The sequence below is a fragment of the Flavobacterium psychraquaticum genome (assembly GCF_034497725.1).
Taxonomy (GTDB): domain Bacteria; phylum Bacteroidota; class Bacteroidia; order Flavobacteriales; family Flavobacteriaceae; genus Flavobacterium; species Flavobacterium psychraquaticum.
This window is the reverse complement of record NZ_JAXKVR010000030.1, coordinates 484,667-502,298: the sequence shown is the minus strand read 5'-3', so window position 1 is coordinate 502,298 and position 17,632 is coordinate 484,667. Positions and strand designations below refer to the sequence as shown.

Sequence of the window (17,632 nt, the reverse complement as noted above, 5' to 3'; positions counted from 1 at the left end):
AATACATTATTAAAATGAAATCATTATTTGAAGGAATAGGATCGCTTTTTACAGATTTTTTATTAGCTCCTTATGATTTATTAAGAGAAATAGAATTGACCAACTGGTGGATTGCTAACATTTTAAACTGGGTTTTTGTGATTATTTGTATTGGGGCTATGGTTTATTGGGTTAAACAATTAAAAATGTTTAATGATAACAACGAAGACACTCAAGACACAACTGCTCACTCGTTTTTGAAATAAAAACGATATTGGTAGGGATTTTTACAAATCCTTACCAATATCTGTTCTAAAGTACATCTTATCAAATTGTAGTTTTTCTATACTTTGGTAAGATTTTTTTATGGCTTCCTCAAAGGTATTCCCATAGGATGTTACAGCTATTACACGTCCACCATTGGTAACAACCTTACCATTTTCTAAAGAAGTACCTGCATGAAAAGCAATAGAATCTTTAATCTTATCTAAACCAAAAATTTCTTTTCCTTTAGCGTACTCTTCTGGATAACCCCCAGAAACCACCATAATAGTTGTTGCAGCTCTTTCATCGATTTCTAAAGTAATTTTATCTAATTCTTGATTCCCGATGGCTTCAAAAATTTCAACTAAGTCACTTTTTAATCTTGGCATTACTACTTCCGTTTCCGGATCGCCCATTCTTACATTATATTCAATAACAATTGGTTCGTTCTTTACATTGATTAAACCAATGAATACGAAACCTTTATATTCAATTCCATCTTTTTGCAAACCATCAATTGTTGGTTTAACGATTCGATTTTCAATTTTTTCTAACAAAACAGCATCTGCAAAGGGTACGGGTGAAACAGCTCCCATTCCGCCAGTGTTTAATCCCGTATCTCCATCTCCTATTCTTTTATAGTCTTTTGCGGTTGGTAATATCTTATAAGATTTTCCGTCCGTTAAAACGAAACAACTTAATTCAATTCCATCTAAGAATTCTTCGATTACGACTTTTGAACTTGCAGCACCAAACTTCGCCCCAATCAACATATTACGTAATTCAGTTTTAGCTTCTTCTAAATCAGCTAAAATTAAAACACCTTTTCCAGCGGCTAATCCATCTGCTTTTAAAACATAAGGAGCTTCTAAAGTTTCTAAAAACAAACAGCCTTTTTCAACCGTTTCTGCTGTGAAACTTTCGTATTTAGCCGTTGGGATATTATGTCTCACTAAAAATTCTTTGGCAAATTCTTTACTTCCTTCTAATTGAGCCCCCACTTTTGAAGGGCCAATTACTGGAATATGATTGATTTCAGTATCATTTTTAAAATAATCGTAAATTCCTAAAACTAAAGGATCTTCTGGGCCAACAACTACCATTTCAACTTTCTCTTTTAAGACAAAAGCTTTTACGGCTTCAAAATCAATTGGGTTTAAAGCAACATTTTTTGCGATTGAAGCGGTTCCGGCATTTCCAGGTGCAACAAAAAGGGAAGTACATTTTGAAGATTGAAGCATTTTCCAAGCTAATGCGTGTTCGCGTCCGCCAGAACCAAGTAGTAAAATTGTCATTTTGTGAGTTGTTACGTTGTGTGGCAAAAATACTTCGTTTTATTTTTAAAAAAAAGTTTCCACTAAATAGTTTATCGATTCTGGATTGTATATTTTTGAATACTATGAAAAACTGCTTTTCTTTATTCTTTTTTAGCGCTGCTCTTCTTGCGGTAGGACAGGAAATTCCTATTCCATCAAATTTCAGTGTAGTTGCTTCCGTCCACGGCGATTTAGATAAAGATGGAGTTGATGAATTAGTAGTTGCTTATAATTGTGATAAAGAAAATCAGGATGAAGAAAGTGTCTCGAGAGAATTGATTATCTACAAAAAAAAGAATAAAGACTGGATTATTTGCGAACAATCAAAAAACGTACTTTTAGGTAGTAAAGATGGTGGAATGATGGGAGATCCTTTTGAAAGTATTTTAATTAAAAACGGTGTTTTATCAATAAGTCATTATGGTGGAAGTCGGTGGAAATGGGGTTACACAGAAAAATATCGCTTTCAAAATAAGGCGTTTTATTTAATTGGTTATTCAAGTATGTCTGGTGCTCCTTGTGAATATTGGTTGAATTCCGATTTTAATTTATCGACTGGAAAAATAATTTTCACGAAAGAATATGAAGATTGTACGCATTCCGAACAAGAAATTTATAAGACAGAAAATGAAACTTTTTATAAAAAAGGTATTAAAATAACGCTTCAAAATAGAAATACGAATGAGATAAAAATTGTGTCGCCAAAATACAAACACCAATTATATTTGTCCTATTATAACTAAAAGGTAACTCTTATTTTATGTTCAACTTGTTTCATCTTTCTTTAAAATTAAGCGGTTTTCCAATTGAGAAAGCTCAGATTGATTTTGACAAAATAATAGCTGTCTCGGAAGTTAATTATCCGGAATATTTAGAACATAAAAAGCAAGAAATCGTTGCCTTCCACCTGAAAAACAATTCTTTTTATCGCGATTTAGTTGGGAAAGAAACGTGTGAAAACTGGTTAGATTTACCAGTTTTGACCAAAAAAGACTTACAAAAACCCTTAAAAGAACGTCTTTCTAAAGGATATTCTGAAAAATCAGTTTTTATTAATAAAACTTCTGGCTCCAGTGGCGATCCGTTTGTGTTTGCAAAAGATAAGGAAGCGCACGCAATTACTTGGGCTTCAATCATTCATCGTTTTGGTTGGTATGCAATTGATTTTAATTCGTCGTATCAAGCTCGATTTTATGGCATTCCGTTGGATTTTATAGGTTACAGAAAAGAACGTTTAAAAGACTTTTTGAGTAAAAGATTTCGCTTTCCAATTTTTGATTTATCGGACAAAGTTTTAGATGGCGTTTTCAATCATTTTAAAAATAAAAAGTTTGATTACATCAATGGTTACACGAGTTCGATTGTGCTTTTTGGAAAATATTTACAAGCCAGAAATATCATTTTAACTGATTTTTGTCCGACTTTAAAAGTCTGTATGGTGACATCGGAAATGCTTTTTGAAGAAGATAAAATGCTACTGGAAAAGCATTTAGGAATTCCAATTGTGAATGAATACGGAGCTTCAGAGTTGGACTTAATCGCTTTTCAATCCCAAAGTGTCGGGACGAAAGACGAATGGCAAGTAAATTCAGAAACCTTATTTGTAGAGATTTTAGATGAAAAAAATCAACCTGTTCCGTATGGAATTGAAGGTAAAATTGTGATTACTTCCTTGTACAACAAAGCCAATCCTTTTATTCGTTATGAAATAGGTGACGTTGGAATTTTAGACGAAAAAAGTACATTAAAAAAACCTATTCTAAAAAAATTAATAGGTAGAACAAGTGATATCGCTATTTTACCTAGTGGAAAAAAATCGCCAGGTTTAACATTTTATTACGTTACTAAAAGTATCATCGAAGACGGTGGTAATGTAAAAGAATTTATAATTCGTCAAACTAAATTAGACACTTTTGAAATTGACTATGTTAGTTCGATTGCTTTAACTTCCCGTCAAATTATGGAAATTGAAAAAGCAATTGCCAATTATTTAGAACCAGGTTTGCATTTTACTTACAACAGAAAAGAAGTATTGAAACGCACGGAAAGCGGAAAATTGAAGCAATTTCAGTCGAATTTATGATTCATTTATCAGTTTGCACGAAGTCGAAAACTAATTTCTATATTTCATAAAACCGCGATACATCCAATGCATCATATAATAAGAAGCTTGAAAAATATGCAACTTTTCCACTTCTCTATAAAATTGCCATTGGTATTTAATCAAATCTGATTTTTTTCTAGAAAGCGAATTTTGTCTGATGCGATAAATGGCTTGTGTTTCCTGAATTCCGTACGCAAATGGAATGACTTTTAGATAATTCAACCACAAACCCATATCTTGACGTTTTCGAATTAAGGGCATGTATTTTTTGCCTAGCGTTTTAACATCTACAAAAGCGGTAAGACAACTGATTGAATTCGATTTTAAAATATCAGAATAAGAAACTTTCTGAGGCACAATAAAATCTGAATAAACGAATTCCATATGTTCATTACTTCGTTTATAAGAAGAAAATACAAAAGGAATTTTGGTTTCTTGAATTGTTTTTATACTGTTTTCTATAAATGTAGGAAACCAAATATCATCGGCATCAATAAACGTCATAAAATCACCAGAAGCTTTTTCAATAGCGGTGTTTCTGGCTACAGCTGGTCCCGAATTAAGTGCTAATTTGTAGAATTTAATACGTTTGTCTTTATCAATAAACGCTTGCACAATTGCTAGTGTTTCATCTGAAGAACCGTCGTCTACTATAATCATTTCCCAGTTTTCATGGGTTTGGTTTTGCACAGATTGAATGGTTTCGGAAATGAATTTTGCGGAATTATAAGCTGGAGTTATAATGGAAACTAGCGCTTTCATTAGTAGGCTTTTTCTTCCCCTTTAACTGCGTTAACCACAGTAGCTAAAACGACTTTAATGTCTAGCAATAGTGACCAATTTTCTAGATAAAAGATATCGTATTTTACTCTATTAATGATGTCGGTTTCTGTTTCAACTTCTCCTCTAAAACCGTTAGTTTGGGCTAAGCCGGTAATTCCTGGTTTAATGAAATGGCGCACCATAAACTTATCGATGCTTTTAGCATACATTTCTGTATGGCTCACCATATGAGGCCTTGGTCCTACAACAGACATTTCTCCAAGTAAAACATTAAAAAATTGAGGTAACTCATCAATACTCGTTTTCCTAATAAACTTTCCCACTTTTGTAATTCTCGGATCGTTTTTCTGCACTTGCTCTATATCTGCAATAGGATTTAACTGCATCGAGCGAAATTTATAACATGAAAATTCCTCATAGTTCAATCCATTTCTTTTTTGTTTAAAAAACACCGGCCCTTTTGATTCTAGTTTAATCAAAAGCGCTATTAATGGTGTTAACCAAGACATAATTCCGACGATAATTATTAAAGAAAAAACGAAGTCGAAAAAACGCTTCAAACGTTTGTTTACTTCTTTATCTAAAGGGATTGTTCTAAGAGAAATTATGGGAATATAACCATAATATTCAACAGCTAAATTTCGTAAAAAAGTATTTTTGCTGTCGGGTAAAAATTTAATAGTTTTTAAATTATTATCCGAAAAATGAATTAAATTATTGATTTCCCTATTAGTAAGTGTGCTTATTGATGCGTAAATCTCATCTATTTTATGTTCAATAACATAGTTTTTGCAATCTCCCAATTCGGTTTTCTTATTTTTTTTAAAATCAAAAACATGGTTTAAATTATATCCATAATCGGGATTGTTTGTGAAAAAATCTTTTAATTCGTCAACGCTTTTTCCGTTACCAATAATGATTACATTTCTGTGATTTCCTCCATATAAAAGACGATATTTTTTTAACAGAAAGAAAATTGAAAATTTTAATAATCCAACAAGAATAAAAGACCAAAGGATGTATCTTCCAACTTCATCTGTTGTTACATATTTATATTTATATCCAACATAGGCAAAGGTGATTAAACTGATAAAGAAAAATTGTTTTAATAATTTACCAAAGATTTCAATTCCTTTACTAAAACGATATACTTCATAATATCCTGAATAATACGATATGATCAACCAAAAAATGGTCAATATAGTATGATAACCAAAATTACTCATAGCAGACCTCATACATAATAATACTAGTAGATTTACGATTAATAAATCTAAAAATATTATTATGGGTCTAATATAAACTGAGTATCTTCCGGTTTTGTTTTTCAATTAATGAATGTATTTTGTAAAATCTTTATGTTCTTCTTTTAACAATTCTTCAGACGAGAGCGTCTTAAAATAATCATACGTAATTTTCATGCCTTCGGATCTTGACACTTTTGCTTCCCAACCTAAAATTTCTTTTGCTTTGGTTGTATCAGGTTGTCTTTGCATTGGATCATTAATTGGCAAGGGATGATATACCACTTTTTGATTGGTTCCTGTTAATTTAATGATTTCATCTGCAAAATCTTTAATCGTAATCTCATCTGGATTACCAATATTTACAGGCAAATGGTAATCAGAATGCAACAATCTAAAAATACCTTCTACTTGATCATCTACATAACAAAACGAACGTGTTTGACTTCCGTCTCCAAAAATAGTTAAATCTTCGCCACGAAGTGCTTGTCCTATAAAAGCTGGAATTACACGACCATCGTTTAAGCGCATTCTCGGTCCGTAAGTATTAAAAATACGGACAATTCTAGTTTCTACACCATGAAACGTATGATAGGCCATTGTAATGGATTCTTGAAAACGCTTAGCTTCGTCATAAACGCCACGCGGCCCAATCGTGTTTACGTTTCCATAATATTCTTCCGTTTGTGGATGCACTAATGGATCACCGTATACTTCAGAAGTGGAAGCAATAAGAATTCTAGCACCTTTAACGCGTGCTAATCCTAATAAATTGTGTGTTCCTAAAGAACCTACTTTCAAGGTTTGAATTGGTATTTTTAAATAATCTATCGGACTTGCCGGTGAGGCAAAGTGCAAAATATAGTCGAGGTTTCCTGGAACATGTACAAATTTTGTAATGTCGTGATGGTAAAATTCAAAGTTTTTATCTTTAAATAAATGTTCAATATTTTTTAAATCGCCTGTAATTAAGTTATCCATTCCGATAACAAAATAGCCTTCTTTGATAAATCTATCGCAAAGATGAGAGCCAAGAAAACCGGCTGCACCAGTAATTAATATTCTTTTCATGTTATTTTTTTTCTTTTTCTGATAAATGAATTGTGTTGAACAAACAATAAAAAGCTGTAAAAAACACAACACCTCTTTGTCTCCACAAAAAAGATTCGGTCAAAAATAAGCTTATCATTAGAATTGCAAAAGCAATATGGACGAAATCTTTGTTTTTAAAGGCGTTTTTTAAGTTCAAGCCTAAAATTAGAAGCAATAATAAGAAACCAACAACACCTAATTCTGCAAAAACCTGAATATATTGGTTGTGAAAATTCTTTTTCTGATAACCATCAATTTCGTTAGTGCCTTGAAATACATTATAATAAATTCCTTTCTCTTCTATTTTTTTATAAGAAGCATTCAGTCCAAATCCGGTCCAAAAAATCGACTCTTCTTTTAAAAATTCAAAAAACAAACGTGTTTGATAAACTCGGAAAGAAGTTCCTGAAAAATAGTCCGTTTGGTTAAATTTTTCGTTATACCAAGCTTCTTTCATACTAATAATATTAGATCCGATCTCTTTTTTATTAATGACCGTGTGCCCAATATTACTTTCTGATTTTATGTTAAATTCAAATTGTACCTTTTCTTTAATTTTTCCAAAGTATAGAAATGTAAAAATAGCAGCCGCTAGAATAATTAAATTTCGCAAGCGCATTTTATTAGCAGATTTAGAAAAAAAGAAAAAATAAACCGCAATTAATATTACGGTAGTAAAAATCATAATTTTTGAAGACAATAATAATAAAAAAAGAAAAAGATAAATCGTTATACTGTAATCTAAACTTTTTTTAGAATCTTTTGTCAGAAAATAAAACAGCGAAATGCTTACAAAAACAGAAAAGTGAATCGCATTTAACTCTTTTGAAACTAAATTATGATACAAAAAAACGTTTATATCATTTGAAATAAAGTAGTTGAAAATTGCTTTTAAAAAAAAGATAAATGTTAAAAGTATAATTGAATAACTGTAATATTTAATGATTTTACTCTGATTACGAGTGAAAGATTTATAAATAAAAAGAAAGCAAACAGGAATTAACAATAAGGGAATCTCTTTTGGCAAGGCTTTTAATGTTAAGTCTTTATCGACTGTCCATGTGTATGAAAGCAACATTACGAAATAAAGAAGAACTACTAGAACTTGTTCTTTGGCGATAAAAAGATCAATCTTTTTAAAAAAATAGAAGGAACAAACAAAAAACAGTACTAAAAACGAATTGTTTATAAAATTATTCAGAGGAATTGTGATTAAAACAAGCACAAATAATAGTAAAAGAAGATTGCCTTTAAAATCGTTTTTAATCATTTGAAAAAACAGATTGTCTTGAAATTTTAACTTGCTCATTTAATCATATTATTTTGTGAACATAATCAATGCAAGATATAATTTTTTTCTTTCTTCTAGTTATATTCTTTATTCAATATTTATCCGTAAATAAGGTGTTAATTTAATTATAGTTTTATATTTGCAAGTCAAATAGGTGTTTTAAATGAAAATAGCTTTAATAACAGGAATAAACGGTCAAGATGGCTCTTATTTAGCAGAATTACTATTAGAAAAAGGATATGAAGTTCACGGCATAATTAGACGAAGTTCTACATTTAATACAGAACGTATCGAACATTTATATATTGAGTCCTTAATAAAGGACTTACACAACAAACAACAAATTAAATTGCATTATGGAGACATGACAGACTCTACTAATTTAATTCGTTTAGTACAACAAATTAAGCCCGATGAAATATATAATTTAGCGGCGCAGTCACATGTAAAGGTATCTTTTGAATTACCCGAATACACTGCCGAAACTGATGGTATAGGAACTCTTCGTTTATTAGAAGCTGTTAGAATATGCGGCTTAGAACAAAAAACTAAGATTTACCAAGCTTCAACATCTGAATTGTTTGGTAAAGTGCAAGAAATTCCGCAAACAGAAACGACTCCATTTTATCCCAGAAGTCCCTATGGTGTGGCTAAAATATATGCTTTTTGGATTACAAAAAATTATAGAGAATCTTATAATATATTTGCTGTTAATGGTATTCTTTTCAATCATGAATCAGAGCGAAGAGGTGAAACTTTTGTGACAAGAAAAATCACATTGGCCGCAGCAAGAATTAAACACGGTCTACAACAAAAACTTTATTTAGGAAACTTAAACTCTTTAAGAGATTGGGGATATGCAAAAGATTACGTAGAATGCATGTGGTTAATGCTTCAACAAGATGTGCCAGAAGATTATGTTATTGCAACAGGTGAGCAACACTCTGTAAGAGAGTTTTGTGAATTGTCATTTAAAGAAGTTGGAATTGACATTGTTTGGCAGGGAGAAGAAGAAAATGAAAAGGGAATCTGCAAAGCGAGCGGAACCACAATAATTGAAGTAGATCCAAATTATTACAGACCCGCAGAAGTAGAAACTTTATTGGGTAATCCTAACAAAGCAAAACAAAACCTAGGATGGAACCCAAATAAAACTTCTTTCGAAGAATTAGTAAAAATTATGGTTCATCACGATTTAGAACACGTAAAAAGAAGAGAACTTGGAAAAAACAGCTAAAATTTTCGTTGCTGGCTCTAATGGAATGGTCGGGTCAGCTATAGTAAGAGAATTGAAACAAAATGGTTTTCTAAATCTTATGTTGCCAAATTCCAAAGAATTGGATTTAAGAATTCAGTCTGATGTTGCCGCTTATTTCGAAAATAACAAACCAGATTATGTTTTTTTAGTTGCTGCAAAAGTGGGTGGAATTCTTGCCAATAACACTTATCCTGCGCAGTTTTTATATGAAAATATGATGATACAAAATAATGTAATTCATCACTCACATTTGAACAATGTGAAAAAATTACTGTTTTTGGGAAGTTCATGTATTTACCCAAAATATGCTGAACAGCCCATTAGTGAAGACAGTTTGTTAACCGGATCCTTAGAACCAACGAATGAAGCTTACGCTATTGCTAAAATTTCTGGTGTAGCAATGTGTAAGTTTTACAAACAACAATATGGTAGTAATTTTATTTCAGCTATGCCTACAAACTTGTATGGCGTAAATGATAATTTTGACTTAAATAACTCTCATGTTTTGCCAGCTTTATTAAGAAAATTTATTGAAGCGAAAAATAATAATACAAATGAAGTTTCAATATGGGGAAGCGGTTCTCCAAAAAGAGAATTTTTATATGTAGATGATCTGGCAAATGCATGTTTATTTTTGATGTTAAATTACAATAGTGCAGAAACAATTAATATTGGCACAGGTGAAGATTTAGCTATTAAAGATTTAGCTCTTTTAATAAAAAAAACGGTCGGTTATGAAGGAAATCTTATGTTTGATTCGTCGAAACCAGATGGAACTCCTAGAAAATTATTAGACGTTTCTAAAATAAATAATCTTGGTTGGAAACATAAAATATCGCTTGAAGAAGGCATTAACAAGACTTTAGTATGGCTAAAAGATACTAAATACAGTAATTTTAAGTAATGCTACAAAAAATTTCGAATAATCATTTAATTATGAGTGGTGTGTATAAAGGAATATCTGGTATTTCTTTATTTGTAGCTATTCGCTTGTTAATGGATTATTTAGGCCAGGAAAATTATGGCTTATGGGTTTTAGTCTTTACTTTATTTCAATTAGTTTTACTAATGGATTTTGGAATTCAATCCTCCTTAAAAACAAAAATTCCGGTGCTTATTGCTGAAAATAATCTCGATATGATAAAAAGCTATATCAAGACCAACTATTTTCTAACTATTATTTTAGCTGCATTTATTTTTTTTATATTCTTCGTGTTTATCTATTTTATAGACTTAAACACTTATTTGAACATTGATTTTCAATCATCAAAATTTGTTAAGACCCTATTCCTTTTAAATATATTTTTCTTTTGTTTAGGCCTTATTGCAAATTTACAAAAATCATTATATGTTGCGTTTTTAAAAGGAAAATATGCAGAAGAATCAATTGCAGTAAATCAAATTGTTTTAACTTTTTTTGTTTGGATATGTACTTTATTACTTCCAAATATTGATTCGACAGACAAACTACTTGCCATAACTCTAATCAACGGTTTCTTTACTTTAACTATTAATTTGTTTTATACTTATCGCTTTTTTAAGAAAGAAAAGATAAATTTAAAATCATCCCTTAATTTAAAAGGAACTTATTTAAAAGACATTTTAAAACTAGGTGGAAAATTTTTAATTACGCAAATGGGTGTGATGTTTATATTTTCTTCCGATCAATATGTTATTTCTAATGCATTTGGCCCTTCAGAAGTTGCAATTTATGAGGTAGTTACAAAATATTTTCAGTTTCCTGTCTTAGTTTTTATGGCCGTATTAAATCCGATGTGGTCTGTTTTTGCTAAAAATTATATCGATAGAAATAAGGAAGCGCTTTCAGATTCCTTTAGAAAGTTTAATAATTATTATATTGCAATAATTGTTGTTCATATTATAGCAATGTTACTATGCCCTTTTGTGTTGAAATTATGGATAAAGGAAACCATAAATGTACCAGCCTATTTTATCTTGTTAACAGCTTTAGTTGCGACTCTTAGAATATTTACCGTGTTCTACACTTACTTTCTCTATGGTGTAGGACATTTGAATTTATATATTTTGGTATTAGTATTAAGTGTGATAGTAAAGGTACCATTATCCTATTTTTTTATAAATTTAGGATTGGGAATTAATGGTGTAGTTTTGTCTTCCTTGATGATCTTAATTATCTGGACAATCACTTTCCCGTTTAAAAGTTATAGAATAATCAATAAAATTAAATAAATGAAATATAATATTATTTTGAAACAATTGTTTATTATTTTCAAAACAAAGTGGATAACAAATCTATTTCGTGGAAAATTGTTTTCAATTTCTTCATTTGAAATTTTAACTAATTTGAAGCAAATTGTTTCTGAATTAGATTTAATTATCGATGTTGGCGCAAATTCTGGTCAATTTAGTAAGGCTTCTAATTTTTTTTATCCAGAGGCACAAATTTATACTTTTGAACCCCTTGAGGATCATTTTTTAAATATTGAACAAAAATTTTCAAAAATAAAAAACATAAAAGTTTATAATTTAGCCGTTGGAAATGAAGATGGTTTTATATCGTTCAATAAAAATAAATATGGTCATGTGAGTTCTATTTTAGACATTAGTGAAGAAAATAAATATTATCCAAAAGAACATATTGAAAAAATTGATGTAAAAATAACAACTTTAGATACTTTTTTTAAAGAAATACAAATCCCTAAAGCAACTTTATTAAAGCTTGATGTGCAAGGATTTGAATTGGAAGTGTTAAAAGGAGCTGTGAATATTATTCAAAAAGTAAATTACATTATTATTGAAGCTAATCTTGAAACCCTTTACACCAATCAACCTACATTTACAGAAGTTAACACATTTTTAAATGAAAACGGATTTGAAGTTTGTGGCATGTTAGATTTTAATTTAGGCTCAAAAAACAAATATATTGAAGTAGATTTATTATATAAAAGAGGTTAAAATGTCCAAAATACTAATTACTGGAGGGTCGGGTTTTATTGGTCAAAATTTAATTGATTTATATCACAATAAACACACTGTGTTAAATTATGATATTAAAAAACCGAAAAACCAAAAACAGATAGGTTTTTGGTGTAAAGGAGATATCTTAGACTTTGAAAAATTTAAAAAAAAGATATTTGATTTTCAACCAGATTATATCGTTCATTTGGCAGCTAGAACAGATTTGAACGAAAATAAAAATCTCCTTGGATATAATGCAAATATTCAAGGTGTGGAAAACCTAATTAATATCTTAAACACAGAAGGACTAAGTGTAAAACAAACTATTTATGCATCAAGTAGAATGGTTTGTAACATTGATTATACGCCCAAACATTTTGACGACTACTGTCCGCCTAACCTCTACGGTCAAAGCAAAATGATAGGTGAAAAGCTCGTAAAAGAAAAAGCCAACCATTCATATATAATTGTAAGACCCACGTCTATTTGGGGACCATGGTTTCAAATACCCTATCGCACATTTTTTGACACTGTTCAAAATAATCGTTTTTTCATACCTAATAATTATAATCCTAAAAAATCTTTTGGATTTGTTTTAAATACGGTTTATCAACTTGACAAGTTACTTTTTACTGACAAAAAACTGCTTACGTGTTATTATTTGTCTGATTATCCAAATCTTGAATTAACTGCTTGGGCAAATTTAATTGCAAAACATTCTAAAGTATCCAAACCTAAGGTGCTACCTTTTAATTTTCTCAAGTATGTTGCTTTTGGTGGTGATTTTTTAAAACTTATGGGTTGGAAAAATCCGCCGCTAACGTCGTTTAGATTAAAAAACCTACTTACAGATATGGTTTACGATTTAAGTGATTTAGAAGAGATTTGTGGTGATTTGCCCTATACTTTAGAGGACGGAGTACGGATAACCATAGATTGGATGAAAAAATAAAAATTTTTTAATTTATTTATTTATATTTGCCAAAATCGATAAATTCATAAAAATGAAAACATTTAATTTCTTAAAATATTTAGTTGTTTTTGCCTTGCTTCTATCTTGTGGCTCTGATAAAGAGGAAGTAAAAGAGAAAGTAAAATCTCCTCAAGATATTGTTCAGCTTATCGTTGAATTTAAAAGCTCATTTAATGACAAATTTGAAGTATACTATACTGTTGAACAGAGTGAAATAATTAAAGGAGATTATAGATTAGAAAGTTATGTCTATGGCAGTAATGAAATGCAAAAAATTATCTTTGACTTTCCAGCAGGAGAATTGCCTTATAAAATAAGATTAGATTTAGGAGAAAATCAAGCAGTTGATCAAATAACCATAAAGAACATATCTGTTAAATATAAAGACAAATTAATTGATGGTGATTTTGGAAAATTTATGGTCTATTACAATCTATACGAGTCTATAAAATATAACAAAGAAACATTTATGTATGAATTTGTTTCCATTAACGGAAAAAAAGATCCATTTGTATTTAGCAATGAATATATGGATACAAATTTGTTAGATTTGTATAATTAATATCAATAAACGACAAAAATATTATGCCAAAAAACCTTTTTTTATCTATAATATTTTTGTCATTTGTATGTTTTTTTATTTATATTAATATTCCTATTGGTGTAGAATTATCTTTTTTTATTAATTTTTTAATACTCTTCTGTTTTGCTTATTATAACATCAAAATTGAAAAAACCTTTTCGCCATTTTTAAGTGTTTTTATTGTTTTTAACTTACTTTTTTTCATAGTTTCTCCTCTTGTACAAATAAATGAAATACTTACGCTTGGCTATGGCGGAGGATCATTTACTCAGGGTTTTCCTTACAGCGATGTCTTATGTTTAAGAGCAAATTTATATATTTTGTTATTCAATATAGTATTTGGGGTCTCTTACCTCTATTTTAAAAAATTTATACCTTTAAAGGTCAAGTCAGATTTTGAATACAAAAATGTTCCCTTCTTCCTTCTTATTTTATTCGTTATAAGTGTCTTCATTTTTGTGTTGAATTTTAACTCTATTATCTTTCAATATCAAAACGATTACTATACCGAAGGAGAGCAAGGTACTGTTGCTGGTAATTTAATTACTCAAAAGTTTTTATATATAATTCCTTTATCGGGCATAATTATATCCTATAATTACCTTAAAACTAAAGATAAATTTCTGAAGAATTATTTTTATGTCTTTTTGTTTTTTATGTTTTTTTTACTAACGCTACTCTTACTAAAAAACCCTTTAACAGAAAAAAGAAATGCTCTAGGACCATTATACATAACTTTGGTTTTTTTATTTTTTAGAAAAATATTAGCTGACAATTATAAAGTATTGCGGTTTATGTTTGTTGCTATGCTTGTTTTTTTTCCATTAATGTCGATTCTTACACATGCGCGCTATTCTATAGCACAAATGATATCTAAACCATCTTTGTTTTACAAAACGATTGAACAAATGAGCTTAAAAGATGGTTTCAATTCGCTTCATTATGATGCATATTCAAATTTTTTAGCTACAATTAATTATTTTGATCAAAAGACTATTGTATATGGGGAACAACTATTATGTAGTGTTTTCTTTTTTGTGCCTAGAAGTATCTGGGAATCAAAACCAGAAACAACTGGTTTTTTAATTGGAAATTATTTGATGGATAAGTATAAGTTTACATTTGACAATTTATCAAATCCATTTATATCAGAAGGTTATATAAATTTTGGCTTCTTTGGAATTATTGTATTTGCAATTGTTTTAGCTTACTTCTTTATAATAATGATTAAGTGGTTAAGAAGTGGCGACTATTTAAAGTCTGTATTTGCTTTCTATTTTTCTATTTATTTAATGTTTTTTTTAAGAGGAGATTTAACCAATGGAATAGCTTTTATAGTCTCTTTTTGGTTAGCTGCCTACGTGTTTCCTAAAATTATATTTTCAGTGATAAATTATTATGCTAAATCTCAAAAAACAAACACCTAAAATTATTAATTTTTTACTAATTCTTAATTCTTTAATATTAGTAATACCAAATAAACTTAAAGCATATCCGATCGTCTTGCTTCTGGTAATGTGTATAATTTTTTCTTATATTAATAAAGATAAAACAGCTTCTTTTCCATATAAAAAAGTGCTTACTATTTCTTTTTTATTTATAATTTATTTACTTAGTCTATCCTATTCACAGATGTACAAAGATGGGTTTTCAAGGTTGTCTACGATGTCTTCAATTGTGGCATTCCCATTAATATTTGGAATTTTAAATAAGAATAATTACTGTCTAAGCAAAAAAACGATTAATTCTATTTTTGTTGGATTTATTATTTCGAATTTCATTTTTATATGTTTAAGTTTCATATACTTCAGGCCCCAATATCTTACAACTTCTGACACCATTATACATTACTCAAATTTAATCAATATTGGTTTAGGAGCTTTCTCTATTCATCCAATATACATGTCGATATACATTAGTATTGCAATCTTAATGCTTTTACATTTCCTAAAAGAGAACGATAGAAAAACTGTAAAAATATTTTATATTATACAAATAGTGTTTTTGCTTGTGGTGTTAGCTATACTGATGAGAAAAGGACCTATTTTATACTTGATAATTACAGTTACAGGTTTAATGCTTGGTTACTTTCGCATGAAAAAAACAGTCATTGGAATTGCTTTTTTTCTTTTAATAACTATTTTAACTATTCAATATTTACCAAAATATAAAAATATAAATAGGTTTCAAGATTTATTAAATGTTACTACTTCCAGCGACTTAAGTTCTTCAACCGTTATAAGAAAGAATATATACATTTGTTCTCTTTCAAAAATAAAAGAAAAACCACTTTTTGGTTATGGTGTAGGAAATACACAAAGCCAACTTGACCCTTGTTATATAGAAAAAGGAATCGATTTAAGTTTAAAAACATACAATTGTCACAATCAATTTTTTAGCATTTTACTAACCTCCGGAATTGTTGGATTACTATTATATTTATTTACTGTTTTTAAAATTTTTAAGATTTTTTACGCTCACAAAAATTTTTTAGCCATCAGCATTCTATCACTCCTATTACTAAATTTTCTTACGGAAAACGTTATTGAGCGAGAAAATGGTATGCTTATTTATTCTTATTTTTTATCTTTTTTTATGTTCTATCCAAAAACATATCAACACTCGCAAAGAGTAATAAAATAAGGTTTTATAAAAAATTATGGTCTTTTGCACGCAATTAAAAAAAAGTTATCTTTACCCACAAATAAAAAAAAATGAATAAAGCGTTAATTATAGGTCCTTTTCCAGGTTCTACAAAAGGTATAAGTTTTCAAAATGAAATTTTATTCAATGGATTAAAAAGCAGAAACTGGAAAGTTCAAAAAATAGACACTGAATTTTCTAAAAAAATAGTTTTAAAATCGCAATTAGATCTAAGTAATTTTAAAATATTTTTGAGATTTTTTGAGGCTTACAAAATTCTTCAAGTTAATTATGTTTACATAACTATTGGTATTTCTTTCTTTGGCGTACTTAAATATGCACCCTTTATTTTTTTATCTAAGCTATTTAAGAAAAAATTAATTATTCATGTACAAAGTGGCTATTTAGAAACCATGTATAATGAACTAAACGGCTGGAAGAAAAAATTAGTGTTTAAAATTCTATCATCTTTTGATTCAGGGATAGTGCTTTCTAAATGTCTTATTAACAATCTGCAACCATTTTTGAGAGATGAGAATATTTACATAGTTGAAAACTTCATCGACAAAAACTTATTAAAAAAAGAATTAATCAAAGATTACGGTGAAATTAAGATTATTTATATGAGTAATCTTTTAAAGTCAAAAGGTATCAACGATTTGTTATTAGCCTTAAAATCTTTAAATGAAGAAGGTACTGTTTTTAAAACTAAAGTAGCTGGAAATAAAGATGAGGCAAATAATGTAGATAACCTACTAGCAATATTGCCAAATGTGGAGTACTTGGGTGAAGTTAAGGGCCAAGAAAAAATCGATTTATTAACTTGGGGAAATGTATTTTGCTTACCTACCTATTTTAAATTTGAAGGCCAACCAATAAGTTTATTAGAGGGTATGGCTTTTAGAAATTATATTTTAACAACAGATCATGCGGGAATCAAAGACGTTTGTACCAATGAAAACGCTGTGTTTTGTGAGAAAAACAATCCAGAAAGTTTAAAAGAACAATTACTTTATATTAAACAAAACTGGGAAACTCTCAAACTCGATGGCTACAAAAATGGTGATTATGCTTTAAATAATTTTTCTGAAGATAAATTTGTCGAATCAATAATTAATGTCTTCGATAAAACAATGAAAAATTAATGCAACAAAATTTAAGT

At 29.2% G+C, this 17,632-nt stretch carries 17 protein-coding genes; 12 read left to right on the top strand and 5 right to left on the bottom strand.

Going from position 1 to position 17,632, the window contains the following annotated elements; all coding sequences use genetic code 11:
• Window positions 1-14 precede the first annotated feature (14 nt).
• Complete coding sequence (locus tag T1L09_RS11970; RefSeq protein ID WP_322551199.1) at window positions 15-245, top strand: DUF6341 family protein; 231 nt, start codon at window positions 15-17, stop codon at window positions 243-245.
• Window positions 246-266: 21 nt separating this feature from the next.
• Here the strand turns inward: T1L09_RS11970 and purD are convergent, their stop codons facing one another.
• On the bottom strand, window positions 267-1,538 hold the full coding sequence (gene purD, locus T1L09_RS11965) for a phosphoribosylamine--glycine ligase (RefSeq protein WP_322551198.1): 1,272 nt from the start codon (window positions 1,536-1,538) through the stop codon (window positions 267-269).
• A 104-nt stretch (window positions 1,539-1,642) separates the two neighbouring features.
• Between purD and T1L09_RS11960 the strand changes: the two genes are divergently transcribed.
• Together T1L09_RS11960 and T1L09_RS11955 are read left to right on the top strand one after the other, a co-directional pair.
• A complete protein-coding gene (locus tag T1L09_RS11960) occupies window positions 1,643-2,302 on the top strand; it encodes a hypothetical protein (RefSeq protein WP_322551197.1) in 660 nt (219 codons plus the stop codon).
• 17 nt (window positions 2,303-2,319) lie between these two features.
• Entirely contained in the window at window positions 2,320-3,642 is a 1,323-nt protein-coding gene (locus T1L09_RS11955; protein WP_322551196.1) for a phenylacetate--CoA ligase family protein, read from the top strand.
• A gap of 30 nt (window positions 3,643-3,672) precedes the next feature.
• Here the strand turns inward: T1L09_RS11955 and T1L09_RS11950 are convergent, their stop codons facing one another.
• Genes T1L09_RS11950 through T1L09_RS11935 form a run of 4 tightly spaced genes read right to left on the bottom strand, consistent with a single transcriptional unit; the run spans window position 3,673 to window position 8,091 of the window.
• Window positions 3,673-4,425, bottom strand: a complete 753-nt coding sequence (locus T1L09_RS11950) for a glycosyltransferase family 2 protein (protein WP_322551195.1) — start codon at window positions 4,423-4,425, stop codon at window positions 3,673-3,675.
• Window positions 4,425-5,777, bottom strand: coding sequence for an undecaprenyl-phosphate glucose phosphotransferase (locus T1L09_RS11945; protein ID WP_322551194.1), 1,353 nt, complete (start codon window positions 5,775-5,777; stop codon window positions 4,425-4,427). Before T1L09_RS11945 ends, T1L09_RS11950 begins: the two co-directional genes overlap by 1 nt.
• Complete coding sequence (locus tag T1L09_RS11940; protein WP_322551193.1) at window positions 5,778-6,761, bottom strand: UDP-glucuronic acid decarboxylase family protein; 984 nt, start codon at window positions 6,759-6,761, stop codon at window positions 5,778-5,780.
• Between the two features lies 1 nt (window position 6,762).
• Window positions 6,763-8,091, bottom strand: a complete 1,329-nt coding sequence (locus T1L09_RS11935) for an O-antigen ligase family protein (protein ID WP_322551192.1) — start codon at window positions 8,089-8,091, stop codon at window positions 6,763-6,765.
• Window positions 8,092-8,236: 145 nt separating this feature from the next.
• Between T1L09_RS11935 and gmd the strand changes: the two genes are divergently transcribed.
• The 9 genes from gmd (at window position 8,237) to T1L09_RS11890 (ending at window position 17,615) form a co-directional block, all read left to right on the top strand.
• On the top strand, window positions 8,237-9,310 hold the full coding sequence (gene gmd, locus T1L09_RS11930) for a GDP-mannose 4,6-dehydratase (RefSeq protein WP_322551191.1): 1,074 nt from the start codon (window positions 8,237-8,239) through the stop codon (window positions 9,308-9,310).
• A complete protein-coding gene (locus T1L09_RS11925; protein ID WP_322551190.1) occupies window positions 9,294-10,235 on the top strand; it encodes a GDP-L-fucose synthase family protein in 942 nt (313 codons plus the stop codon). The genes gmd and T1L09_RS11925 overlap by 17 nt, the downstream gene beginning before the upstream one ends.
• On the top strand, window positions 10,235-11,542 hold the full coding sequence (locus T1L09_RS11920; RefSeq protein WP_322551189.1) for a lipopolysaccharide biosynthesis protein: 1,308 nt from the start codon (window positions 10,235-10,237) through the stop codon (window positions 11,540-11,542). Before T1L09_RS11925 ends, T1L09_RS11920 begins: the two co-directional genes overlap by 1 nt.
• Window positions 11,543-12,268 carry an FkbM family methyltransferase gene (locus T1L09_RS11915; protein WP_322551188.1) on the top strand — a complete coding sequence of 242 codons (726 nt, stop codon included), beginning with the start codon at window positions 11,543-11,545 and terminating at the stop codon, window positions 12,266-12,268.
• Between the two features lies 1 nt (window position 12,269).
• Window positions 12,270-13,223 (top strand): NAD-dependent epimerase/dehydratase family protein, encoded by a 954-nt coding sequence (locus T1L09_RS11910; RefSeq protein WP_322551187.1) that lies wholly within the window; start codon window positions 12,270-12,272, stop codon window positions 13,221-13,223.
• Between the two features lie 52 nt (window positions 13,224-13,275).
• Window positions 13,276-13,806, top strand: coding sequence for a hypothetical protein (locus T1L09_RS11905; protein ID WP_322551186.1), 531 nt, complete (start codon window positions 13,276-13,278; stop codon window positions 13,804-13,806).
• A gap of 23 nt (window positions 13,807-13,829) precedes the next feature.
• Window positions 13,830-15,254: an O-antigen polymerase gene (locus T1L09_RS11900; protein WP_322551185.1), complete on the top strand. Its 1,425-nt coding sequence runs from the start codon at window positions 13,830-13,832 to the stop codon at window positions 15,252-15,254.
• Window positions 15,226-16,470, top strand: coding sequence for an O-antigen ligase family protein (locus tag T1L09_RS11895; RefSeq protein ID WP_322551184.1), 1,245 nt, complete (start codon window positions 15,226-15,228; stop codon window positions 16,468-16,470). The genes T1L09_RS11900 and T1L09_RS11895 overlap by 29 nt, the downstream gene beginning before the upstream one ends.
• Before the next feature lie 71 nt (window positions 16,471-16,541).
• The gene (locus T1L09_RS11890; protein WP_322551183.1) at window positions 16,542-17,615 is read left to right on the top strand and encodes a glycosyltransferase family 4 protein; all 1,074 of its coding nucleotides are present in this window, start codon (window positions 16,542-16,544) and stop codon (window positions 17,613-17,615) included.
• Window positions 17,616-17,632: the final 17 nt, after the last annotated feature.